The sequence below is a fragment of the Burkholderia sp. HI4860 genome, assembly GCF_002223045.2.
Classification (GTDB): Bacteria; Pseudomonadota; Gammaproteobacteria; order Burkholderiales; family Burkholderiaceae; genus Burkholderia.
Map to the genome: position 1 here is coordinate 1 of NZ_NKFO02000002.1, position 23,445 is coordinate 23,445.

The following is a 23,445-nucleotide window of genomic DNA, read 5'->3' on the forward strand; positions in this document are numbered from 1 at the left end:
TTTCTGCCGGCGGTCGTGGCCGACCGGCGTGGCCGGCACGACAAGCTGACGGTCGCGATGTTCAACGCGCTGTTCGGGTGGACCGGCATCGGCTGGCTGATGACGCTGTACTGGGCCTGCCAGCCGAACCCGCGCGCCGATGTCGCGCAGACGATCCTCGCGAAGCGCCGCGGCATCAGCATGCGGACCTTCTCGACCGGTCTCGTCGAACGCGTGCAACGCCGCGTGGCCGCCCAGGAGCAATGGGCGGAGAAGCAAGGCTGCCGTTAAGTCCCTCTTTCCCCTTCAGCTTACCGCGTCGAACTTCGGCATCCTGACGTTGGTCGACGCGCGGTAGTCCCACGCGAGGCCATCGTGCAGCGGTACGCCGCCCGCACGCAGCCACGCCCCGAACGCCCCCGCCGTCACCGCCCGCGCGATCCGCTCGCCCGGGCACCCATGCGGCCCCGTGCCGAAGCCGAAATTCGACCCGGCCGCGCGGTCAGGGATGAATCGTTGCGGATCGCGATGCACGGCCGGGTCGCGGTTCGCAGCGGCCAGCACGACGAGAATCGCGTCGCCCGCCTCGACGGTCACGCCTTCGATCGCCGTGCGCGCTGCGACGAAGCGGCGCGTGTTCTGCACCGGTGAATCGAAGCGCCCGACTTCGGCGACGAATGCGTCGAGCGCGGCATCGTCCGGCGTGACGTGCGCGGCGCTCGCCCCCGCTTCCCCGCTCCACGCCACCAGCGTATTGCCGAGCCATGCGGCCGTCGCCTCGCAGGTCTGCGACAGCAGCCCGACGAGATTCGCGACGAGCGCGCCGCTCGCGTGCCAGCCCGACGCGCGGGCCGCCTGCTGCACGGCGGCAACGAGCGTGCCGTCGTGCGCCTGCGTCTGTGCGACGCGCGCCGTCATCCGGTCGAGCAGCGCTCGCGCAGCGTCGCTCGCGCGGGCCAGTGCCGCGGCATCCGACAACGGCGACAGCGCGGCGACGAAATCCACGACCTGCGCCGCGATATCGTCGAGCTGCGTCTCGTCGAAGCCGAGCAGATCGGCAACCGCGCAAACGGGCACCGTCATGCACCACGCGTTCAGCGCACCGGCATCGCCCGGCGCCGGCAAGCGCCGTGCGGCAATCCGCGCGGCACGGTCGCGCAGCGCCGCCGGGTCGATCGGCGCGAACGCCGCGCGCAGCGCCTGCTTCGGCACGTCGTGCCGCAACGCGCCATCGTTCATGCGCACCAGCTCGCCGAACAGCGCGCCGGCCGTCGTGCCGCGCAAGGCGGGCGGCACGGGGGCGTCCAGCGGGCGAACCCGGCAGGCCGGATGGCCGAGCACGGCCGTCACGGCGGCCGCGCGGCTCGCGACCCACAGGCCGAGCGTGGCGTCGAACGCGAGCGGCGGCCCGTCGACAAGCGCCGCATAGTAGGGATAGGGATCGCGGTGCGTGACCGCTGCGATGGGATCGGTCGGGTTCATGCAGACAGTATCGGGGCCGTGCACGGCCGCATGTTTCGGGCTGACGTGAAATGTCGCGGCGCGGGTAGCCGGCGTGGCGGCATCGCGACGACAGCTGCTCGTCAGGCAGCCGACCGGTAGCGATGCGACTGCATCCGCATGCGGACGCGCCCGGCCGAAATCGCGCGCGGTTCGGCCACCATCGTGTCGTGAGGGAACATTTCCTGGCGGAATTCGCCGTTTTCGTCGAACCACTGGCAGATCAGCCAGTCGCCGTCGTCGAATACGACCGGCCCGGCATAGGTGACGGTCATGCGCGGCCCGCCCGTCTTCAGCGTCACGACATCGCCGACGCGAAACCTGACGCGTTGATTTTCTCGGTTCGTCATCGCTCTCTCAGCATTTTTATATATCGATATTCTCGGCGGACCACCCACTGTCCTTTCGAACGTGCCGCAGATTATCAATCAAATAATCAGCCGGCAACTCCCGCGTTCGAAAACATACTGACCAAGGAAATGCAACAATGCGCGGCATCGACGCGCATGGCGAGCGCCCGATCGCCCGGTCCGGCGCGGTTTGTGCGCCGGCGCCGGTCGAACGGGCGGGAATGCGGAGAATAGACGATGTATTTTGCATCGTCACCGACGTTTATTTCAGACGCGAAATCGGTTGATTATTGTCAAGCAGACTTCAATTGGAAACGATCCCACGATTTATCTGCGCTCATTTCCCGAACAAAACCGGCGAATTATCGGGTGACGCAAACCAGCGGTTGATATCGCGCCCGGGTACGGCCGCTTGCGTAAACGTAAACGTGCCGTCCTGCACCATCTCCTTCGCCGCGCGCAGAAAGGCGCCGAGCGCGGCCCGCGCCAGCGCGCCGCCGACGCTCACGCGCTTCACGCCGAGCGCCGCCAGCGCGTCGAGGCTCAGCAAGCCGCCCTGCAGCCCCATCACGACGTTCACGGGCGCACCGACCGCCCGCGTCACCGCCGCGATGTCGTCCGCCTCGGTGATGCCCGGCGCGTACAGCACGTCGGCGCCGGCGTCGCGATAGGCGACGAGCCGCGCGATCGTGTCGGCGAGGTCGGGGCGGCCATGCAGGTAGTTTTCGCAGCGCGCGGTCAGCGTGAACGGAAACGGCAGCGCGCGTGCCGCGTCGACGGCCGCCGCGATACGCTCGATCGCCGCATCGCGTGCGTAGATCGGCGCGTCGGCGCGGCCCGTCGCGTCCTCGATCGAACCGCCCACCGCGCCGGCCTCGGCCGCGAGCCGGATCGTTTCGGCCACCGTGTCGGGCGCGTCGCCGAAGCCGTTCTCCAGATCCGCGCTGACGGGCAAGCCGCCCGCGGAGACGATCTCGGCGATGTGATCGAGCATCGCGTCGCGGTCGATCGCGTTGTCGGGCTGCCCTTTCGAAAACGCGTACCCGGCACTCGTGGTCGCGAGCGCCTCGAAGCCGGCCATCGCGAGCAGGCGCGCGGTGCCCGCGTCCCACGGGTTCGGGATGATGAACGCGCCTGAGCGTGCATGCAGGGCGCGGAAGGCTTCGGCTTGGCGGGCTTGCAGGTCGGAACGGGTCATCGCGGACTCCGGAAGGAAGTTGACGACCGAGCTTACGCCGGTCGTGCACGCGACGTTTCAGCGTTCGCCGAAATGTCGTCGCGCGACCGGGAAAACCCGGCGCGCCGACCGTACGCCCGCAGCCGGCCACGCGCGGGCCGGCGCCGCCACCTGCCCGTCGCCGGCCCACGGTCGTTCAAGTCGTTGCGGGCGGCCCGCCGTCGATGCCGAGCAACACGTCGGTGACGGCCTCGGAGAAGCGCATTGCGCGGCTGTCGATCCGCACGTCGTCCGGATTCGACGGATTCCGCGTGGCGTGCGGCACGCCGTGCGCGAGCAGCACCCGCGCGCAGGCCTCCCAGTCGGCCGCGCCGACCTGCTCCGGTTCGTTGACGGATGCCCACGACAACGTGCCGAGCGCGTCGCTCCCGAACCCGTGGAGGTCGCGCCAGTTCGCGCCGTGCGCGAGCAGGAATGCCAGCAAGTCCGCGTCGCCGCGGAACACCGCATGATTCAGCGCGCTCGCGTCCCAGTCGCCGCCCCGCGCGGCGATCGGCCAGCCCAGTTCGACCATCACCTTCACCGCGTCGCCCGAACCCCATGCCGCGGCGTCCGGCAGCAACCGCAGCCGTTCAGCGGGCAGCGCGCCGGGCAGTTCGGGATGCCGCGCCTGGATGCGCCGCGCATCGTCGGCGTCGGCACGCGCGCAGGCCGCCACGAACGCGTCCGCCGCGTCGAGCGCCTCCTCCGCGCCGGCCGCACGCAACAAGGCCGCGACGTCGGACAGCCCGGTCTGCATCGCCAGCCGGTACGCACTGATACCTGCGGGCGTTTGCGCGCGGGGATCGGCGCCGGCCGCCAGCAGCGCGGCAACGTGGCGCGCCGAGCAGCGCACGCCGATCGCCCGCAACAACGGTGCGCCCCAGGTCTGCGCGAGCCCCGCGCCCGGCGGCTCGTTCGGGTCGCCGCCATGCGCGAGCAGCAGTTCGAGCGCGTCGGCATCGCGCATGTCGAACGCGCGCCGCAACGCATTCGTCCCGCTCACCCGCGCGCCGTGTTCGAGCAGCACGCGCGTGCAGGCCGGATTCTCCACCGAGTGATACAGCGATTCGCCGTCGTTCGGGTCGGCGCCGGCCTCCAGCAGCATCGCGGTGAGCACCGGATCGCGATTGACGCCCGCCGCGCCGTACAGCGCCGACAGCGGCCCCGCTTCGTCGGGCTCGGCGAGCGACGCAGGCGGAAAGCGGTTGCCGATCCGCTGGTTCGGATCGGCGCCGGCATCGAGCAGAAGACGCGCGCAGGCGCGCAGCCTGGCGGCGAACCTGGGAAGCTGCCCGAGCCGCGAATGCGTGACGGCGACCAGCGGCGGCAGCTTCAACGCGCCGCCGGCGCGCGCGATCCAGCCGGGATCGGCGGCCAGCGCCGCCTTCACGGCGTCGAGGTCGCCGGCCGCGCAGGCGATGGTCGGATCGTCCGCGACGAGCTCGGGATGGTCGAGCAACAATTGCGCGGCGACGCGCGGCCGGGGCGCGTCGAAGCCGCCGGTCACGTCGCCGCCGTATGCCAGGTCGAGCCAGCGGCGGACGAGCTGCGCGCGCTGTTGCCCCGCCAGCGCGTGCGTTTCGACGAACGCGCCGAGATCGGCCCATGACGCAAAGCCGTACTCGCGCGCAATGCAGGATTGCGCGTCATGCAGCCGAAGCCCGAGCGCGAGCGCTTCGTCGTGCGTGCGGTTCGCGGCGGCGGGAAGAAACCGGACAAAGCGCGCGACGGCATCGGCGTCGCCTTGCCGGTACAGGCGCAACAATGCCTTGGCCTGCTTTTTCAGATGATCGGGATTGGCCTTGGGAGGCAGCTTTTTCATGCGAATCCTCGTGCAGTGAATGGCCGAAGGTCCGCAATACCGCCAGCACAAAGGACAGGGGGAAAGCTGAATTCGCTGCGACAGGTGGGTTCAACCCTTTCCGCGGACCCGGAAGCGACCTGCATCGCTGCCCGGTATCCTAGGCGACGGCCGGCGGCGACGTCAACCGCGCCGCGCCACGCGGCGGCCATGCTCAGCCCGCGAGCTTCTTCGTCAGGAAAATGCGCGCGTGGCCGACCGGATAATCCGGCAGCTCGCCGAAGCGGACATAGCCGCGTTTCTCGTAGAACGGCCGTGCCTGGAAGTCGAACGTATCGAGCCACGCACTGTGGCAGCCGCGCGCGACGGCCTCCGCCTCGGCCAGATCCATGATGCGCGTGCCCGCGCCCTGGCCGCGCGCGGCCTCGGGCACCACGAGCAGGTCGACATGCAGCCAGCCATACGCCGTGCTGCCCCACAGGCCACCCACCACCGCGCCATCGCCATCGGTCACGACCACGGCCAGCGGACGCGCGTCGATCGGGCCCGCCTGGCTTTCGTTGAACCGGATGAGCGGCGCGACGATCTGCTTGCGCACGTTCGCGTCGCCCGTATCCGTCACCTCGTATGTGAACGTCATCGGTTGAATCCGCTTGAATCCTGAATGAGGAAGGGGCGACGCCGCACGCACCGCGTCAGACGACGTACGCGCCCTTCGCGTGCAGTTCCGCTTCCGTGCGCTCGAGCGCGGCGATCGCATCGCTGCCTTCGAGCGCCAGCAACTGCGCGACCAGCGCTTCGGCCATCGCATGCGCGGCCACCAGCGACGGGAAGAACGACGGGCTGTCGTGCGTGAAGATCAGTTGCGCATCCGCGTGCAGTGCGATCGGCGACACCGCGCTATCGGTGATCGCGACGATCCGGCTGCCCTGCGCCTTCGCGGCCTGCGCGACGCGCGTCGCTTCCTGCGAATACGGCGCGAAACTGACGACGACGGTCACGCTCTGCTTCGCGATCGTGCGCAGCTCCATCTCGAGCGAACCGGCGACGCCATTGAGCAGCGACACGGTCGGACGGAACAGCCGGTAGCCGTACACGAAGCCGAACGCGACCGGATAACACGAGCGAAACCCCGCGACGTGCACGTGCGACGCCTTGCGGATCAGCTTCGCGGCATCGGCGAGCGCGTGCTCGTTCTGCGCGGCGGTGGCCGACAGGTTGTGTTGTTGCGCGGCGAGCAGGTCGTGCGCGAGCGACGCCTGCGCGTCGGGCCGCACGAGCGAGCGCGCCCGCTGCGTGAGCGGCTCGGGGCGCGTGCGCACGCGCGCCACGCACAGGTCGCGCAGCTCGTTCCAGCCGGGGAAACCGAATTGCTGCGCGAGCCGCACGAGCGAGGCGGGCTGCACCTGCGCGCGCTGGGCGACCTTGCGCATCGACGAGGTGGCGACTTCGTCGGGATGATCGAGCAGGAAGGCAGCGCCCGCCTGGAATTGCGGGCTCAGCTCGGAAAATTGCGCCCGGATCCGGGACGCGAGTTCGTCGAAATTGGCGGCCATCTTGGTGGGAACGGGAACCGGTCGTCCATGGTATCACCGGCCCCGCGCGCACCGGTCAGCGCAGCACTTCGACGTGATCGGCGTCGACCTTCACGCTGCCCGACCATTTGCGCTCGAATTCGCCGGTCACCTTCACTTCGTTCTTGTCGCTGACGGGCTGGCCGGTCGCCCACAGCTTGCGGTCGATCTCGACGCGGATCGTGCCGGTCGCATCGGCGAATTCGTAATCCTCGCCGCCTACGTGCTTGACGATGCGGCCCTGCAGCTGCACGTGCTGGTCGTCCTTGCCGTTCGCAAGCAGTTCCTTCACGGTGGTCGTCGTCAGCGTGGACGGCCCCGTGTATTGCGCGTAGACGGCGGCGGGCAGCGTGGCGAGCGCAACCGTCAGGATTCTGGCCAGGTGTTTCATGATCGTGGTCCTCTTTTTCGATGTGACGCCGCGCCCCGTTGAACGCGACGGCGCCAGATTACGGACCGTAAGATTAAGCAAACCTGAAGGTCGTCCGGAAGCGGCGTGGTGCCGCATCGGACGCATGGGCGCGCCCGCCGTGCGCCGCCCACGTTTAAGCTGCGCCTAAGACACGGGCGCTTATCATGGGAACCCCGGGTGCCACGGCGCCCCGTTGAAGAGACACGAATTCATGCGCGTATTGCTCGTCGAGGATGATCCGCTGATCGGCAGCGGGCTCGAACAAGGCCTCAAACAGGAAGGCTTCGCGGTCGACTGGGTGAAGGACGGCGACGCCGCGTCGCTCGCGCTGCGCGCGACCGGCTACGGCCTGCTGCTGCTCGATCTCGGGCTGCCGAACCGCGACGGCCTGTCGGTGCTCGCCGCGCTGCGCCGCCGCGACGAAACCCTCCCCGCGATCATCATCACCGCGCGCGACGGCGTGCCCGACCGCATCGCGGGCCTCGACAGCGGCGCGGACGACTATCTCGTCAAGCCGTTCGAGCTCGACGAGCTGCTCGCCCGCATCCGCGCCGTGAGCCGCCGCCACGCGGGCCGCGCGCAGACGACGCTCGTGATCGGGCCACTGCGGCTCGACCCCGTCAAGCACCTCGTCTGGCTCAACGACGACGAAGTGCCGCTGTCGCCGAAGGAGTTCGTGCTGCTGCACGAGCTGATGCGCGACCCGGGCGCGGTGATCTCCCGCGAGCAGTTCGAGGAACGGCTGTACAGCTGGGGCGAGGAAATCGAGAGCAACGCCGTGCAGGTGCACATCCACAACCTGCGCAAGAAACTCGGCCACGACATGATCCGCACGGTGCGCGGCGTCGGCTACCGGATCGGTGACGGCGCATGACGCGCATCCAACGGGCGATCTCGCGCTGGCGCAACACGTCGCTGCGGCGGCGCCTGCTGACGTGGCTGATGCCGGCCGCCTGCGTGATCGGCCTCGTCGCGAGCGCGGGCACCTACTGGGGCGCGCTGCGCGAACTCGACGACCTGCTCGACGACCAGATGCGCAGCATGTCGAAGCAGATCGTCGTCGGCCCGAACGGCGAGCTGTCGTTCAGCAACCATGCCAACGGCAAGCACGGCTTCGAAGCGAGCGACCCTGACGCGGTGCTGCTGCAGGTCTGGCGCAATGGCGCGCTCGTGTATTCGACCGACCGCGATTCGAAACTGCCGCCGCCCGAGCAGAAAGGCATCGCGAGCGTCGACGTCGACGGCCAGCCGTGGCGCACCTATGTGACCGAGCGCGGCGGCACGACGATCCGGCTCGCGCAGGCACGCCATGCCCGATGGGAAGCGATCGCGGGCATCGCCGTGCACCTGCTGTGGCCGGTGTTCTCGATGCTGCCGCTGCTCGCGATCGGCCTGTGGTTCGGTATCGGCGCGGGGTTGCGGCCGCTGCGCACGATCGCATCCGGCCTGAAACGCAGGAATGCGAACAATCTGGAGCCGGTCGACGTCGGCTCGATGCCGAACGAAGTCCGGCCGCTCGCCGAAGCGATCAACGATCTGCTCGCGCGCCTCGACCGCTCGTTCACGCTGCAGCGTCACTTCATCGCCGATGCCGCGCACGAGTTGCGCACGCCAATCATGGGGCTGTCGATCCAGTCGCAGCTGCTGCGGCGCGCGGCGACCGCCGAGGAACGCGAGCACATCCTCGCGCAGATCCAGGCGGGCACGACGCGCCTCGGCCACCTTGCCGAGCAGTTGCTGACGCTCGCGCGCCTGGAGCCCGACGCGCAGGCGGCCGCCTCCGCGTCGGCGCCCGTCGATCTCGCCGCGCTGTGCCGGTCGGTGGTATCGGATCGCACGCGCGTCGCCGACGCGCACCGGATCGATCTCGGCGCGATCGTGTCGACGCCGGTGATGACGTCGGGCAATGCGGACACGTTGCGCGTGCTGCTGAACAACCTCGTCGACAACGCGATCCGCTATGCGGGCGACGGTGCGCGCGTCGATGTATCCGCGCGGATCGACGGCACGACGCCCGTGCTCGAAGTCGCCGACGACGGCCCCGGGATCCCGGAAGCCGAACGCAACGACGTGTGGGAGCGCTTCTATCGCGGCGAGGGCGCGCAGGCCGCCACGTCGTCGGGCAGCGGGCTCGGACTGTCGATCGTCAAGCGGATCGCCGAACAGCATCGCGCGACGGTCGCGCTCGGCACCACGCACGGCGGACGCGGGCTGACCGTCACGGTGCGCTTTCCGCAGCCGGCCTGACGCGCCGGCGCCGCACGACGCACGGCTTTTCCACAGATTGTGTTGGCAAGCTTGTGGACAACCCTCCATTAACGACACCAAGCCCTTGATCGGAAAGGGTTTGCCGGTCGTGCGCGGCAAATACGCCAGGACGGGTCAGCCCACCACCCGACTCGGTTGTCGTCGACGATTCGCTCGATCCGCAGGCCGGTCGAGGTTTCGAGGATGCTGGCGTGATGCTCGACGCGGCAAATGTTACCGGTTCCGCATCGCGTCGCCAGTTTACCCACCCGGTTTCGTTCAACGACATTCATTCGCCTAATTGACAACTAGTTGCCCAATAGGTAAAGTAGTTGTCAATTTATCCCGCGTACCGAACATGACGAAATCCGCGAAGTTGACCACCGTCGCGCTGTCCGTATTCCGCTTGAACGGCCTGCTGATCGAATGGGGCAACGCCTTTGCCGGGCCGCACGGCCTGACCAGTGCGCGCTGGCAGGTGCTGGGCGCCATCTCGCTGGCGCCGGAAGCGCCGAACATCCCGCAGATCGCCGACGCGATGGGCATTACGCGGCAGGCGGTGCTGAAACAGGTCAACGTGCTGACCGACGAAGGGCTGGTTGAGTCGCTTCCCAATCCGGCACACAAGCGTTCCCCGTTGTACGCGCTGACGCCCCGCGGCGAGGCGGCCTATCAGGCCGTGGTCGGGCAGTGGCAACAGCATGTCCGCAGCATCGCCGGCGATTTCAGTTCGGCTGACCTGGATGCGGCGATCCGCGTGCTGTCGGCGATGTCCCGCGCGCATGGCGCCGATGCATCGACGTGAGCGCTCAATCACCTCTCACACCCACAGGAGTTCCCATGCCTCATTTCAAGCCGATGGATCCGGCCTTTCCGATCCAGCAACAGATCGCCATCGACGCGGAGCCGGTCGTCCTCGTCAACGTGTTCACGCTTGCCGCCGCCGACGAAGCGGACTTTCTTGCCGTGTGGAAGGACGACGCCGAATTCATGAAGCGACAGCCGGGATTCATCTCGACCCAGTTGCATCGCGCGCTCGGCGACAGTCCGACTTACCTGAACTACGCGATCTGGGAATCGACCGAAGCATTTCGCGCGGCCTTCACGCATCCCGAGTTCGTCGCCAAGCTGTCGGCCTATCCGTCGTCCGCCGTCGCGAGCCCGCACCTGTTCCAGAAAGTCGGCGTGGCCGGTATCTGCACGGCGTGAGGGCATGACCTGCCCGGCGAAGTTTAAGAAAACATCCCGGCGGCTGGTTGTCCGGTCCAGTAATCAATCGTCCCTGGCGAGCGGCCCAACCCGTTTGCAGAAGCACGTTGTACCCATCCCGGTTGGGGGGCTCGATCGTCCCCGGCGGCAAATGCCCTATCCCCAAATACCGATGCGGTTGTTCGGCATAGCCAAGTGCGTTGCTCTGATCATCGCGTCAAAGTACGACGCGAAAGTGTGAAGAACTTTGCCTGCCGCTACACAAACGGTAGCCACCCAGCCCTGTCTACTATTGAGAGGCATGCGAACAGCGACAAGCTGCGGCGACTCAGCGCACGCCGATGCGTCTCCCGGTGCATGTCTGCCTGGAAGTTGAATCATGGCGTGCTTTCCCTGTTCCGCTCACTCAAGCAACCAGCCGTTATCGCCCTCGACCAGCGTGCCGCCGTGGCTGGTGGTGTCACCCTCGCGGGCGACCGCCCGACCGCCAAACGTGGTTACGCCCCCGGTGACGATGACAGCACCGCAACTCGTAGAGTCACCGACACAGGCCGCTTTTCTCCCCCCGACTGTCACGCCGTCCGTGCCGCTGATAACAGTTCCGGGTCCGTGCAACGGACAGACATGGCGATGGCCGACAAGCACAACGGGTCGCATAAAAATCTCCGAGGGTGATATTGATCAGCCGTTACTTTCCAGCGGCGGCACTCTGTTCGCCCACATACTTCCACTGGAAGCTGAAGGGGTCCACGCCCCGGCTCCCCGGCAGGTTCGGCAGTGAATCACCTTCCTTGACGAACACTTCGTAATAGCCGCCGAGCCGTTCGATACTCTTGCCCGTCGCGGCCCAATAGCCGGTCTTTGGCGCGTAGTCACCTGGACGGGCGTACGGCAGCGCTGGAACCTGCGTACGGGCATCCACTTCGCCGAGGAATTCAATGTGCCGACCCTCACGCGCTTCTTCATCGGTCGGCTTGTAGACCCTGAAATAGAGGCGGTTCGACGGCGCGTTATCCGTGATCGGATACATCATCCAGCCCCTGCCCTGCGAATCCGGACGTTCCTGAGCCTTGCGGATCTCAGCCCAGTCGTGCTTCGGATGCCAGTAGACGATTTCATAAACGTGATTGCCTGGAAGGAACTGGGTGTTCACGATCACAAACTCACTAGGGAAACGCTGATCAATGGACCAACTTCCGAAGTTGCAGGCGAGATGGCTTCAAATTTTCTGGATGACGAAGCGAATCGGCGCTCAATTCAGTGAATTTGGCGCGTAAGCGAGCCTCCCCTGCTCGCATTTTTCATACGCATGACGGACTGCTCCCATGGACCGATCGCAACAGATTTCGCGCAATCACCAGATTCGCCAGAGCGAACAGGCTGAACAGTTGCGCGGTGTTCTTGGCCAAGCCCTTGTATCGGGTCTTGCGATGCTGAAACAGATTCTTGACGATATGAAACGGATGCTCAACCCGCGAACGGATCTGCGCCTTGGTTCGCTCGAGCGCGATCACCAGGTCCTTCAGCGCTCCTTCTTGCATCGCCTTGATCTTTCCCCGCCTGGCAGCGACGTGCCACTTCACGGCCTTGCCCGCCATTTCCTCGCGCTTGTCGACGCCAATGTAGCCCGCGTCGGCGAACACCTGCTCTTCATGCCCGTGCAGCAGGGCATGAGCTTGCGATACATCCGACACGTTGGCCGCCGTGCCAACCACACTGTGAATCAGGCCCGAGTCGGCGTCGACGCCAATGTGGGCTTTCATGCCAAAGTGCCATTCGTTGCCCTTCTTCGTTTGATGCATTTCCGGGTCACGGCTCTTCCCGGCATTCTTGGTCGACGGCGGCGCTTCAATGATCGTCGCGTCAACCAGCGTGCCTTCCTTCATCATCAGCCCACGCTCGCACAGCGAGATGCCAATCTCGTCGAACAACTTCCGTGTCAGTTCGTGTTCGATCAGCAGGCGCCGGAACTTCAACAGCGTGGTTGCATCAGGCACGTTCTCGATCGCCAGATCGATGCCGGCGAAGGCTCGCAGCGTGATGCTGTCATACAGCGCGTCTTCCAGTCCTTCGTCCGACAGTCCGTACCACTGTTGCACGAAGTAGATTCGCAGCATCCGCTCAAGGCCAATCGGCGGGCGACCTCGCGTGCCCTTCGGATAGTGCGGTTCGATGGCCGACAGCAAGCGCTGCCACGGAACGACCTTCTCCATCTCTTCCAGGAAGCGTTGGCGCCTCGTCACTCGCTTCTTGCCTGCAATTTCCGCTTCCGCGAAGCCGATCTGCCTCTTCATCGTCGTGGGTCCGTTCCGTGAGCTGTCTTCTAAACGTCCTCGGCTACGTCTGCGATGACCGCCGAGCCGAATAAATCAGCGTTTCCCTAGGGAAACGCTGATCAATGGACCAACTTCCGAAGTTGCAGGCGAGATGGCTTCAAATTTTCTGGATGACGAAGCGAATCGGCGCTCAATTCAGTGAATTTGGCGCGTAAGCGAGCCTCCCCTGCTCGCATTTTTCATACGCATGACGGACTGCTCCCATGGACCGATCGCAACAGATTTCGCGCAATCACCAGATTCGCCAGAGCGAACAGGCTGAACAGTTGCGCGGTGTTCTTGGCCAAGCCCTTGTATCGGGTCTTGCGATGCTGAAACAGATTCTTGACGATATGAAACGGATGCTCAACCCGCGAACGGATCTGCGCCTTGGTTCGCTCGAGCGCGATCACCAGGTCCTTCAGCGCTCCTTCTTGCATCGCCTTGATCTTTCCCCGCCTGGCAGCGACGTGCCACTTCACGGCCTTGCCCGCCATTTCCTCGCGCTTGTCGACGCCAATGTAGCCCGCGTCGGCGAACACCTGCTCTTCATGCCCGTGCAGCAGGGCATGAGCTTGCGATACATCCGACACGTTGGCCGCCGTGCCAACCACACTGTGAATCAGGCCCGAGTCGGCGTCGACGCCAATGTGGGCTTTCATGCCAAAGTGCCATTCGTTGCCCTTCTTCGTTTGATGCATTTCCGGGTCACGGCTCTTCCCGGCATTCTTGGTCGACGGCGGCGCTTCAATGATCGTCGCGTCAACCAGCGTGCCTTCCTTCATCATCAGCCCACGCTCGCACAGCGAGATGCCAATCTCGTCGAACAACTTCCGTGTCAGTTCGTGTTCGATCAGCAGGCGCCGGAACTTCAACAGCGTGGTTGCATCAGGCACGTTCTCGATCGCCAGATCGATGCCGGCGAAGGCTCGCAGCGTGATGCTGTCATACAGCGCGTCTTCCAGTCCTTCGTCCGACAGTCCGTACCACTGTTGCACGAAGTAGATTCGCAGCATCCGCTCAAGGCCAATCGGCGGGCGACCTCGCGTGCCCTTCGGATAGTGCGGTTCGATGGCCGACAGCAAGCGCTGCCACGGAACGACCTTCTCCATCTCTTCCAGGAAGCGTTGGCGCCTCGTCACTCGCTTCTTGCCTGCAATTTCCGCTTCCGCGAAGCCGATCTGCCTCTTCATCGTCGTGGGTCCGTTCCGTGAGCTGTCTTCTAAACGTCCTCGGCTACGTCTGCGATGACCGCCGAGCCGAATAAATCAGCGTTTCCCTAACGCCCTGTTGGGCGTGAACTCGGCGAGTACCCGTGCCGCGCGTGCCCCATAGGCAGTCCTTCCGTTGTATTTATCAGGGTCATCTGCCTCGTTAACGTCGATCTTCTGGTCCTTGGCATGAGCTGTATTCTGCAAATGCGCCACCTCGTGCAACTGGATTTCCATACGGTTCTGATCGACCGGATCCCTGTTATTAAAGCTTCGGAAGAATGGACCATACTGGCAAGCGATATTGACGTATTCCATCCGGAAGCCTGATCGGGCAGGCGTGAGCGCCTTGGCCGGATACACCCCCGGCTGCACATAGGCACCTGCCTCAAAACCCAGTGCGCCCTTGACCACCCGTTGCATGGATATATGGCGGAAGAACTCCCGCATGCCTTTCAGGTAGTTATGGACGTGATGCCCGGCAGGCTTGGCTGCAAGCTGTCCGTGCAACGTCTCCGGGGCAGCGACGTCATTGGGCGTTACGCCAAACCAGTATTCGAAGTTTGACCAGAGATCGTGATGGGCAACATTGTGAATCGTTTGCAGGGTCGCATATTCCCTGACGACTCGCGCCCGCGCCGAGGGCGCATCAGGCATGGCGGCGTTGGCGTCCGCCCAGGGTTCGAGTTGTTTGAGGCGCTTCTCGATCAGCTTCAGGCAGGTTATCCAGCTCTGCCGGATTTCCAGTTCGAACGCCTCCTCGGACAGCGTTGCGTCCGTTGCGAGACATTCCCGCATCTGGGCCAGAAAGCCCACTGGGTGGAAATGCCAGTTCTTCGTATCCATCGGCGTGGATAGCGGCTTCATGGCATTGTTCACACCGTCCTGCTGTACCTTCGCATCGCTCCAGAACTGCTGACACTGAATATCCTGCAAGAACGCCTTGAACTGGCTGTCGGATAATTGCGGAAGCGGCGGATGGCCACCTTGTTGAAGTTTGCCATATCGCTTGCTGTTGTTACTGCTGTCCCATTCAGTGTGGAACCGGACAGCGGCGGTTCGCAAGATCGCGTCAACGCCATCAGCGTGAAGATCCTCGAGACTCAGGCTCGCAGAAGACTTGTGTGCGGCGGACAGGATTTTCTGCATGACCGCATCGTCGTCCTCAACAAAGCCATCGTCTGTCGTATTCAGTTCGCTATCCTCATAGGTCTGCCATCCCCGCGCTACCCAGTCGCTGTCTGTAGTCAGCGTCACCCACGCGTCGCGGACAAAATCGCGGCCGTCCGCAGCGGCATCCGCCTGCCGCGCATAGGCGTAGTAGGTGCTTCCATTCATGCCAAATAGCTTGAAACATATCAGGTCACTAACCGAACTAGGCTCCAACCCATCAGCTGTGCAAGGAATCGCCGCAAAAAAGCAGGAGCCGGCTGGAAACACTTGCATGTCGGATGCCGATAGAATCGTAACGGTGCTGTCAAGATTTGTTCTGGCAAGGCGAGCATTCCGCGTCAACCACACCTTCCCCATACCATCGCTTTTCTGTCCATCCGCATATTCCTGGTACGACGAACTTGGGTTGATAATGTTCAGCGGAACAAGCGGCTTCATCTGCTTCACCAACTTATTCTCACCCGTAAAAATCTCGAAGTGGAAGCTGTCCGCCACCGGGCCAAGATCGCCGTCCGTTATCCCGGCGTAACCAATCACCTGTCCGGCCCTGACCGGATATTCCATTGAGAAGGTGCGATCCAACGGCATCCACCGCTTTTCCGTCGGATGGCAGCAATACATGAACGAAATGGGATAGCCCAGCCGGATTTTCTGCTCGGGCCTCAGTGGAACGCCTGGCTCCACGTCCAGATACATGCGCTCGATCCATCCCTCGCCACTGTTGCGGGTATTGATATCAGTAATCCTGATCTTGACCATGTGGTGCCCGTCATCGATCACCGCGCTTACCGTTACTTCGTCCCCGCGCAACGCGGCAACCGGGACAATTGTATTGGTGGTCGTGAGAAACGGCGGCAGGACTGCCTTGTTCTGCAACTGCTTTTGCGGCAGCAAATTCGCGTAGAGCGAGTAGAAGTGCGCCCCAATGTATCTAGGGAAACGCTGATCAATGGACCAACTTCCGAAGTTGCAGGCGAGATGGCTTCAAATTTTCTGGATGACGAAGCGAATCGGCGCTCAATTCAGTGAATTTGGCGCGTAAGCGAGCCTCCCCTGCTCGCATTTTTCATACGCATGACGGACTGCTCCCATGGACCGATCGCAACAGATTTCGCGCAATCACCAGATTCGCCAGAGCGAACAGGCTGAACAGTTGCGCGGTGTTCTTGGCCAAGCCCTTGTATCGGGTCTTGCGATGCTGAAACAGATTCTTGACGATATGAAACGGATGCTCAACCCGCGAACGGATCTGCGCCTTGGTTCGCTCGAGCGCGATCACCAGGTCCTTCAGCGCTCCTTCTTGCATCGCCTTGATCTTTCCCCGCCTGGCAGCGACGTGCCACTTCACGGCCTTGCCCGCCATTTCCTCGCGCTTGTCGACGCCAATGTAGCCCGCGTCGGCGAACACCTGCTCTTCATGCCCGTGCAGCAGGGCATGAGCTTGCGATACATCCGACACGTTGGCCGCCGTGCCAACCACACTGTGAATCAGGCCCGAGTCGGCGTCGACGCCAATGTGGGCTTTCATGCCAAAGTGCCATTCGTTGCCCTTCTTCGTTTGATGCATTTCCGGGTCACGGCTCTTCCCGGCATTCTTGGTCGACGGCGGCGCTTCAATGATCGTCGCGTCAACCAGCGTGCCTTCCTTCATCATCAGCCCACGCTCGCACAGCGAGATGCCAATCTCGTCGAACAACTTCCGTGTCAGTTCGTGTTCGATCAGCAGGCGCCGGAACTTCAACAGCGTGGTTGCATCAGGCACGTTCTCGATCGCCAGATCGATGCCGGCGAAGGCTCGCAGCGTGATGCTGTCATACAGCGCGTCTTCCAGTCCTTCGTCCGACAGTCCGTACCACTGTTGCACGAAGTAGATTCGCAGCATCCGCTCAAGGCCAATCGGCGGGCGACCTCGCGTGCCCTTCGGATAGTGCGGTTCGATGGCCGACAGCAAGCGCTGCCACGGAACGACCTTCTCCATCTCTTCCAGGAAGCGTTGGCGCCTCGTCACTCGCTTCTTGCCTGCAATTTCCGCTTCCGCGAAGCCGATCTGCCTCTTCATCGTCGTGGGTCCGTTCCGTGAGCTGTCTTCTAAACGTCCTCGGCTACGTCTGCGATGACCGCCGAGCCGAATAAATCAGCGTTTCCCTAGGGATGCTCGCGCTGACACCCTGCGAAACGCCCGCCACGGGCTGCATTTCACCGCCTCCTCTATTGACCTCGCACTCGTGCCGAATCAGTACAAAGCTACTGCTGAACTGCCGGGGCGCTGACGGCTGCGGCTTGGCTTTCGACGCTGACGCCTTCACGGGTGCGGCCGCCTTGATCTGCCGGCCGAGTTCGCTGTCGATATAGTCCCGATCCAGTCGGAATGCGACGATGGTGCCGTCTGCGACCGCGCGCACCGGCTTTTTTCCGCTCAGGTGTACGCCACCGTGCCAGAAGCGGTTGCGCCCTACCGGGAATACACCTCCCGCGACGTGCTTCGTGAGATCGATATATTTGCGGACAAGTGCTGGCGTACTCAGCGCGGCACTGGCTGACTGCGGGTAAGACGCTGGCTGCGGGGCACTGTAATAAGGATCGTCTTCAAACGGAAAAGTCACAATCACGAGGCACTGTTCCTTGATGGAATAAACGGCAGGCGTCAGCCTGAAAACGGGAAGTAGTCCGGTGTGAACGGATCGCCCTTGTTCACGTCTGAACGCATGTCCAGGGCATTCTTGACCCAGCCGGTCTCGGTCTGGACCGGCCCCTTCAGCTTGATCCGGACTCCTTCAATCGTGACGCCTTCACCGTCGAGCGTGATCTTTCCGGCCGGGCCGATGATTTCAGCCTTGTCGCCCGCCTGTAGCTGGTAGATACGGGTCTTGCGCTCGATAGCCTGCCCCGCCTCGATCTGGTGACGCCCCTGCACCTTGTGTTCGGCGTTGCCGCCAGTCGTGACCTGGAAGTTGGCCGCAATGGTGTCCTTGCGATTGTTGCCCGTTTCCTCGATTCGATCCTTGCCGATCTGGATGCGGTGATCGCGCCCAACCGAAAGAAACGCATCCTGGCCTATGGTGTGACGACGATCTACACCAATCTCGACCTGTTCGCCTCGGCCGACTTTTTCCGTACGATCGTTGTCAATCGTCACCGATTCATCATGTCCGACCGTCTTCGCGCGATCATGCCCAACCGTATGCGATTCATCGTTTTCAACTTCGGTTCGCATATTCCTTTCGGCATGGAACCATATTTCCTCCCTGCCTTTCCTGTCCTCGAACCGCAGCGCGTTGGCGGTTTCGTAGCCGCCTTGATCGGTGGAGCGCGTCAGCGTGCCGCTCTGGGTCGCATTGGCGGGCAACTCCCACGGTGGCATGTTGTGCGCGTTGTAGTGCCGCCCCGTCACAAATGGCCGGTCAGGGTCGCCGTTCTCGAAGTCCACTATCACTTCCGAGCCCACCCGCGGAATGCTGATGGTCCCGTAGTTGTTGCCTGCCCACGGATAGGAGACCCGCAGCCAGCAGGATGATGTCTGATCATGTACTGGCGAGCGGTCCCAGTGGAACTTCACCTTCACCCGGCCGTACTGGTCCGTGTAGATTTCGCTCCCGTCGGCCCCCGTGACAATGGCCGTCTGCGGGCCGGTTGTACGTGGCTTGCTGACCGTGCGCGGTGGACGGAAAACGGTCGTGGCCGGCTGCACTTCAAACCGTGTCCGAATCCGGTATTCGCCGGTATCGGTTGCCTCGTCGAGTTCAGCCGCATCCAGCCGAGCCCGGATAACGAGGTATTCGCGGTTTGCATCGGCTTGCGGAAAACCCGCCAGCGTAAAAGTCGTCCCACACACGACGTTCCGCACATTCCCACCGCCAGTGCCCCGCGCGCCCAGGGCACGCATTTCCTGCATGCGTATCCGTGCAAACTGCTCACCGGCCTTCAGTTCGGTGTAGTCGCCGGGCCACTCGTAGCGTTCAAGCGTATTGTGCGAGGTGTTCTGCGGCAACTGAATCTGTGCCTCGAGATTTGCCCTTGGCCGGGTAAAGTCGAAATCGTTCGTGGTCCACTGACCTGACTGGATACGCGCAGTCGTATCAAAGTTGTCGATGTGCTCGATATCAACCCTGCGGCCTGGCGGATAGTACGACAGCGTCCGATAGGCTTCACTGTCAACCGGCTTGTGCGCCCCCAACTGGTCCACCAGGACCATGCGATGCACCGTATCTGAATGCTCGAAGAACCAGTAAATCCCGTTTTCTTCCATTAGACGCTGGATAAAATGAAAGTCGGTTTCGCCGTACTGGACCTGATAGACCAGCTTCGGATAGGACTCGCTTAGCCGCATGTCCCACGAGTAGAGGTAGTGGTCGCTCAGCACTTCGTGAATGATTTCAATAACAGACTTATTCTGGAAAATCCTGTAATCCGAGCGTTTCTCAGCCAGCGCGATCCACGGTTGCAATTTGAGTCGATATCTACTCTGTCGGCTCGACTGCCCGGCAAAACTCACTGCCGTGATAATCCCGCTGATTTCGCGTAACCCGCGTCCGATGTTTGCTGCACCGGTCGCCCCTGGCATTCCAGGGACAAAAGTGCCCATCCCGTCAAGCTGGATGGTGACGGTCAGTTCCTTGCCGATCATGTCGAGCGTATTGAGATTCGCCGCCTCTTCGTCACTCAATCCCGCGTCGAGCGAGGTTTTAACCTCCAGATCGTAGGTGTAGATCTTGGAAAGTTCTTCCTCGCCTTCGATCGCAACCAGTTGCAATACAGGCTCGCCATTGTGCGATGACGGGACGGCCGCCCCACTGATAGAGAGCGTTCGGGGCCGGCTGAATTTCTGCATGACCGGATATAGCTTCTGAACATCAAACGCGTTGGACATGGTGATTCAGACAATAAGGTGAATCGTATTGGGCTACTCGGCGAGCGTATGCAGACTGACGTGTCAGGACGTTTCGCTATCAGGAAACCACCCGACCGGCAGGGACACGGGGCTATCCATTGCGACCATGTGATGTTCACGTCGCGTCAGTTCGGGTAGCCGCTGGGCAGCATGGCGTGATGCGGCTGCGAGGAATTTGGCCGGCGCGAACAGACCCAGCACGTCGTTCCGCTGCTCCGGTTCACAGAGGTCCGGTACCCCACTGAGGTCGCCGAACAGCTGTTCAAGTTTGACCGGAGGCCTGAGTAGCTCCATGATCCCCCGGGGCTTGGCAACCGGCTTAACCGGTTGCGGCGGCAACTCCACCATAGTGAGCAAACCCAATCCCGGTTCAGCCTGCACGGGCAACGCAGATGGAGTGGCTTCCTGTGTATGAGGGATTGCCCGCTCGGCCAATGAAAGCGGATCATCGAGAAATCTAAGGTATTGACTGTACAGTGACGCAATAATATTTGCGTCCTCCACAGCACCATCATTGTCATCGAGCTCGCGAAGGGCCTCGCTGCCACGAAGGGACGCTGATGATCCAAGCAGGCCAAATACTGCCCCACCGCCGCATTCGTCACCAATGGACAGCGCCCGAAATCCCCCGCGCATAACGTTGTCTGCGACGTGAACAACCGCGCCGCCGTGATCCGTTGAATCGCCAAAGCGAGCGACATCCTTGCCTGAGGTATTGTCTTTCACGTTTCATCTCCGTCGAACGGAATTTCTCCTGCGTCGAATTTACCGAACACACCGGGAAAATTACATAAGACGCGTCCGAAATTAACAAAACCTGGCAAGAATCACAGGGTGTGATTTTTTGTTGCGACAATGGAAATGCCCCGCATATAAGTTGCACACACAACGTCTGCACAACCGGGGCTGGCCCAAGCGGACAAAGGCAATTGACTTGCTGCCTCACACGAACCCAATCGGGCGGCTCGGACATATTGCAGCCTTCTGGACGCTCCTCCATCATGGCTTGCGCCATCTGCCGAAGCAAATTCACACCAGCAGAACAACAACCAGCAGACCGAATCAACCACACGACAAGTCGAGATAAATCCTACCCATGTCCATAGGTATCCTCATTTCTCGAGATAACAAGACACACTGCCAGTACATCGGACTCGGTGCTGGACGCCTGAAGCAGCCTCCTGAAACGCCGGACACAGTCACCCACTTGCAATAACGGGCGGGCATAGGACTGTGTCTTTGACCAACACCTGCAGGAAGCGATGGAAGTGTTGACGGGCCCGGAGCGACGGCGGAGCAAAAGCTGGCGATGGTTCGCGAGAGTTTCGAGCCGGGGAAATCGGTTTCGATGGTCGCGCGCCAGCACGGCGTGAATCCGAACCAGCTGTTCCATTGGCGCAAGCTGTATCAGGATGGGAGCCTGTCAGCGGTCAAGGCTGGCGAGGAAGGAGTTCCGGCCTCGGAACTGGCCGTCGCGCTCAAGCAGATTCGTGAGCTGCAACGGATGCTCGGCAAGAAGACCATGGAGAACGAGATTCTCCGCGAAGCAGTCGAGTACGGCCGGGCGAAAAAATGGATAGCGCACTCGCCCTCGCTGCCGGAGGACGTCGTGCTGGATTGCCGTGGCCGTGAGGCGATGAGCTGGGCGGCCACGACGGCAGGCCACAGCGGTGACATCGTGCGCGACGTGATGCTGGCTGCCGTGGAAAATCGGTTTGCCAACGAACTGCATACCCCGTCTGAAATCGAGTGGCTGAGCAACAACGGTTCGGGCTACACGGCTGACGGCACGCGCCGGTTCGGAGTGGCCGTCGGCCTGAAGCCATTGACCACGCCGGTGTGCGGCCCGCAAAGTAACGGGATGGCCGAGAGCTTCGTGAAGACGATGAAACGCGACTACGTCGCCTTCATGCCGACGCCGGACGCAGCGACTGCTGCACGCAATTTGGCCATCGCGTTCGAGCATTACAACGAGAAGCATTCCCATAGCGCGCTGAAACATCGCTCGCCTCGCGAGTTCCGGCGCTCGATGGATTCGTCAATCCTTAGAAGCTGTTGCGAAATTAGTTAAACAGAGACTTGAGACGCTTCCAGCAAATCAAGGCACAAGCCAAAGACATAAAGGCCTCGTGAACATGAGCGGAGCGTTCGTAGCGAATCTTGAGCCGTCGAAACGAATGCAGCCAGGCAATCGAGCGCTCCACTGGCCACCGTGTTTTTCCCAGTCCACTGCCGTGCGACGCGCCGATTTTTGCGAGCAGCGGCGTGATGCCGCGCTCACGCAAGCGCTGCCGATGGGGTTCGGAACTGTAGCCCCGGTCGCCTTGGACGATTTTCGGCTTGTGCAACGGACGTCCCCGCTTACCCCGGATGTGGGGAATGGCATCAACCAGCGCATCAAGCTGGGTAATGTCGTGACGGTTTGCTGCACTCAGGATGACTGCGAGCGGGATGCCTTGCGCGTCGACGATGAGGTGGTGTTTGCTGCCGAGCTTGCGCCGGTCCGTGGGATTCGGGCCGGTTTTTTTCCGCCAGTACGACGCGAATCGATGAGCTGTCGACGAGCGCACGCGAGAGGTCGATTTCGCCACGGCGAGGCAACTCTGCCAGCAACGTTTCGTGGATACGTTGCCAGACGCCGGCTTGTTGCCACGCGACGAGCCGGCGCCAGCAAGCCGTGCCTGAACCACATCCCATTTCTTGCGGGAGCAGATTCCATGCAATGCCCGAGCGCAACACGAACACAATGCCTGTGAGCACTGCGCGGTCGGGCGTCGGTTTGCGGCCTGCATACTGGCGATTGCGTGATGCGCGCACCGGCAGCAGTGGTTCGATGAGTGACCACAGTTCGTCGTCTATCAGTTCTTTCGGCACCTCTTCCTGTCGGGCAAAACAAGACAAGAAGTTAACACCAACCCGAAAAAGTTAACAGCTTAGAAACTTAATTTCGCAACAGCTTCTTAGTGTGATGTCGCGTCAGGTATTACAGGGGCAACTCCAGCGGGGTGTCATGTCAATTAGTCATGCGAGATAGGGAATGGGGAATGGGGGACCGTGTGAGAATGGCCTGAAGCAGCCACACTCCGTTTCGCCACATCGTCTATCTTGCCCGCCTGACAAGGGTTCGCTGCCACCGCTAAAATTGTCCACAGAAAATGTTGGCAAGCTTGTGGATATCCTGCGCACCGCAACGCTAAGCCCTTGATCCGACGGACTTTGGCACGCGTGATGCAGACGAGGCGCTGGCGACGGACATTGCACCCGGCGCTTCGCCGCACTTCGCGTCACGACGCCACGACGGCGCACGCCGCAGTCGGTTCACACGCGCCCGCCATGCGCGGCGCCACTTACCCACAGATTTTGTTGGCAAGCTTGTGGATATCCTGCGCACGCCTGCGCTAACCCGTTGATCGGGCTACGGTTCGTGCGCGGCGTCACGGTTGCGGCACCCCACGGCCCGAGCCTGTGCGCAAGCGCACGATCCCGCGCAACAGCAGCGCCTCACCGTCGCCTTGACGCTCACGCCTGCCGCGCGTCAAGATCACGCGAGCCGGACGCGGCCGCGCA

Annotated in this window: 23 protein-coding genes and 1 pseudogene; 7 read left to right on the forward strand and 17 right to left on the reverse strand. The window is 62.8% G+C overall.

Annotated features, from left to right (window positions below; translation table 11 throughout):
- On the forward strand, positions 1-270 hold a 270-nt coding region (locus CFB34_RS14495), incomplete at its 5' end, for a superinfection immunity protein (protein ID WP_242808649.1).
- Between the two features lie 15 nt (positions 271-285).
- Here the strand turns inward: CFB34_RS14495 and CFB34_RS14500 are convergent.
- Both CFB34_RS14500 and CFB34_RS14505 read right to left on the reverse strand, forming a co-directional pair.
- On the reverse strand, positions 286-1,461 hold the full coding sequence (locus tag CFB34_RS14500; protein ID WP_089441917.1) for a cytochrome P450: 1,176 nt from the start codon (positions 1,459-1,461) through the stop codon (positions 286-288).
- A gap of 101 nt (positions 1,462-1,562) precedes the next feature.
- On the reverse strand, positions 1,563-1,829 hold the full coding sequence (locus CFB34_RS14505; protein ID WP_089441916.1) for a YodC family protein: 267 nt from the start codon (positions 1,827-1,829) through the stop codon (positions 1,563-1,565).
- A gap of 137 nt (positions 1,830-1,966) precedes the next feature.
- Here CFB34_RS14505 and CFB34_RS14510 point away from each other — a divergent pair, with 137 nt between their 5' ends.
- The gene (locus tag CFB34_RS14510; protein WP_179243748.1) at positions 1,967-2,116 is read left to right on the forward strand and encodes a hypothetical protein; all 150 of its coding nucleotides are present in this window, start codon (positions 1,967-1,969) and stop codon (positions 2,114-2,116) included.
- A 50-nt stretch (positions 2,117-2,166) separates the two neighbouring features.
- Here the strand turns inward: CFB34_RS14510 and CFB34_RS14515 are convergent, their stop codons facing one another.
- The 5 genes from CFB34_RS14515 to CFB34_RS14535 form a co-directional block, all read right to left on the reverse strand.
- The gene (locus CFB34_RS14515; protein WP_089441915.1) at positions 2,167-3,027 is read right to left on the reverse strand and encodes an isocitrate lyase/phosphoenolpyruvate mutase family protein; all 861 of its coding nucleotides are present in this window, start codon (positions 3,025-3,027) and stop codon (positions 2,167-2,169) included.
- 175 nt (positions 3,028-3,202) lie between these two features.
- Positions 3,203-4,870 carry an ankyrin repeat domain-containing protein gene (locus tag CFB34_RS14520; RefSeq protein ID WP_089441914.1) on the reverse strand — a complete coding sequence of 556 codons (1,668 nt, stop codon included), beginning with the start codon at positions 4,868-4,870 and terminating at the stop codon, positions 3,203-3,205.
- Positions 4,871-5,063: 193 nt separating this feature from the next.
- Entirely contained in the window at positions 5,064-5,489 is a 426-nt protein-coding gene (locus CFB34_RS14525; protein WP_089441913.1) for a GNAT family N-acetyltransferase, read from the reverse strand.
- Positions 5,490-5,544: 55 nt separating this feature from the next.
- Complete coding sequence (locus CFB34_RS14530; protein WP_089426983.1) at positions 5,545-6,405, reverse strand: MurR/RpiR family transcriptional regulator; 861 nt, start codon at positions 6,403-6,405, stop codon at positions 5,545-5,547.
- Between the two features lie 55 nt (positions 6,406-6,460).
- Complete coding sequence (locus CFB34_RS14535) at positions 6,461-6,814, reverse strand: NirD/YgiW/YdeI family stress tolerance protein (RefSeq protein ID WP_089441912.1); 354 nt, start codon at positions 6,812-6,814, stop codon at positions 6,461-6,463.
- A 232-nt stretch (positions 6,815-7,046) separates the two neighbouring features.
- Between CFB34_RS14535 and CFB34_RS14540 the strand changes: the two genes are divergently transcribed.
- The 4 genes from CFB34_RS14540 (at position 7,047) to CFB34_RS14555 (ending at position 10,291) form a co-directional block, all read left to right on the forward strand.
- Positions 7,047-7,709 (forward strand): response regulator, encoded by a 663-nt coding sequence (locus CFB34_RS14540; RefSeq protein ID WP_089441911.1) that lies wholly within the window; start codon positions 7,047-7,049, stop codon positions 7,707-7,709.
- Positions 7,706-9,082, forward strand: a complete 1,377-nt coding sequence (locus CFB34_RS14545) for an ATP-binding protein (RefSeq protein WP_089441910.1) — start codon at positions 7,706-7,708, stop codon at positions 9,080-9,082. Before CFB34_RS14540 ends, CFB34_RS14545 begins: the two co-directional genes overlap by 4 nt.
- Positions 9,083-9,440: 358 nt before the next feature.
- Entirely contained in the window at positions 9,441-9,887 is a 447-nt protein-coding gene (locus tag CFB34_RS14550) for a MarR family winged helix-turn-helix transcriptional regulator (protein ID WP_089441909.1), read from the forward strand.
- A 35-nt stretch (positions 9,888-9,922) separates the two neighbouring features.
- A complete protein-coding gene (locus tag CFB34_RS14555; protein ID WP_089441908.1) occupies positions 9,923-10,291 on the forward strand; it encodes an antibiotic biosynthesis monooxygenase family protein in 369 nt (122 codons plus the stop codon).
- Between the two features lie 402 nt (positions 10,292-10,693).
- Here the strand turns inward: CFB34_RS14555 and CFB34_RS14560 are convergent, their stop codons facing one another.
- The 9 genes from CFB34_RS14560 to CFB34_RS14600 form a co-directional block, all read right to left on the reverse strand.
- Positions 10,694-10,948: a PAAR domain-containing protein gene (locus CFB34_RS14560; protein WP_089441907.1), complete on the reverse strand. Its 255-nt coding sequence runs from the start codon at positions 10,946-10,948 to the stop codon at positions 10,694-10,696.
- Between the two features lie 31 nt (positions 10,949-10,979).
- Positions 10,980-11,444, reverse strand: coding sequence for a hypothetical protein (locus tag CFB34_RS14565; protein WP_242808650.1), 465 nt, complete (start codon positions 11,442-11,444; stop codon positions 10,980-10,982).
- A 148-nt stretch (positions 11,445-11,592) separates the two neighbouring features.
- A complete protein-coding gene (locus CFB34_RS14570) occupies positions 11,593-12,585 on the reverse strand; it encodes an IS5-like element ISBmu2 family transposase (RefSeq protein ID WP_006412423.1) in 993 nt (330 codons plus the stop codon).
- A 221-nt stretch (positions 12,586-12,806) separates the two neighbouring features.
- Positions 12,807-13,799 carry an IS5-like element ISBmu2 family transposase gene (locus CFB34_RS14575; RefSeq protein ID WP_006412423.1) on the reverse strand — a complete coding sequence of 331 codons (993 nt, stop codon included), beginning with the start codon at positions 13,797-13,799 and terminating at the stop codon, positions 12,807-12,809.
- Between the two features lie 75 nt (positions 13,800-13,874).
- On the reverse strand, positions 13,875-15,866 hold the full coding sequence (locus CFB34_RS14580; RefSeq protein ID WP_179243819.1) for a hypothetical protein: 1,992 nt from the start codon (positions 15,864-15,866) through the stop codon (positions 13,875-13,877).
- A gap of 190 nt (positions 15,867-16,056) precedes the next feature.
- Positions 16,057-17,049 (reverse strand): IS5-like element ISBmu2 family transposase, encoded by a 993-nt coding sequence (locus CFB34_RS14585; RefSeq protein ID WP_006412423.1) that lies wholly within the window; start codon positions 17,047-17,049, stop codon positions 16,057-16,059.
- A gap of 43 nt (positions 17,050-17,092) precedes the next feature.
- Positions 17,093-17,599 carry a hypothetical protein gene (locus CFB34_RS14590; protein WP_089441906.1) on the reverse strand — a complete coding sequence of 169 codons (507 nt, stop codon included), beginning with the start codon at positions 17,597-17,599 and terminating at the stop codon, positions 17,093-17,095.
- A gap of 35 nt (positions 17,600-17,634) precedes the next feature.
- A complete protein-coding gene (tssI, locus tag CFB34_RS14595) occupies positions 17,635-19,857 on the reverse strand; it encodes a type VI secretion system tip protein TssI/VgrG (RefSeq protein WP_242808651.1) in 2,223 nt (740 codons plus the stop codon).
- Between the two features lie 63 nt (positions 19,858-19,920).
- Positions 19,921-20,604: a TagK domain-containing protein gene (locus tag CFB34_RS14600; protein ID WP_143329493.1), complete on the reverse strand. Its 684-nt coding sequence runs from the start codon at positions 20,602-20,604 to the stop codon at positions 19,921-19,923.
- A 536-nt stretch (positions 20,605-21,140) separates the two neighbouring features.
- On the opposite strand from CFB34_RS14600, the pseudogene CFB34_RS14605 reads away from it, so the two are divergent.
- Positions 21,141-21,949: pseudogene (locus CFB34_RS14605) on the forward strand (transposase).
- Here CFB34_RS14605 and CFB34_RS14610 read toward each other — a convergent pair.
- Positions 21,942-22,752 (reverse strand): IS5 family transposase gene (locus CFB34_RS14610; protein ID WP_089441904.1). Its coding sequence is split into 2 segments (ribosomal slippage): positions 21,942-22,407 and positions 22,406-22,752, totalling 813 coding nucleotides; the frame shifts between segments, so codons are not numbered across the junction. The pseudogene CFB34_RS14605 and the gene CFB34_RS14610 sit on opposite strands and share 8 nt — an antisense overlap.
- Positions 22,753-23,445 lie beyond the last annotated feature (693 nt).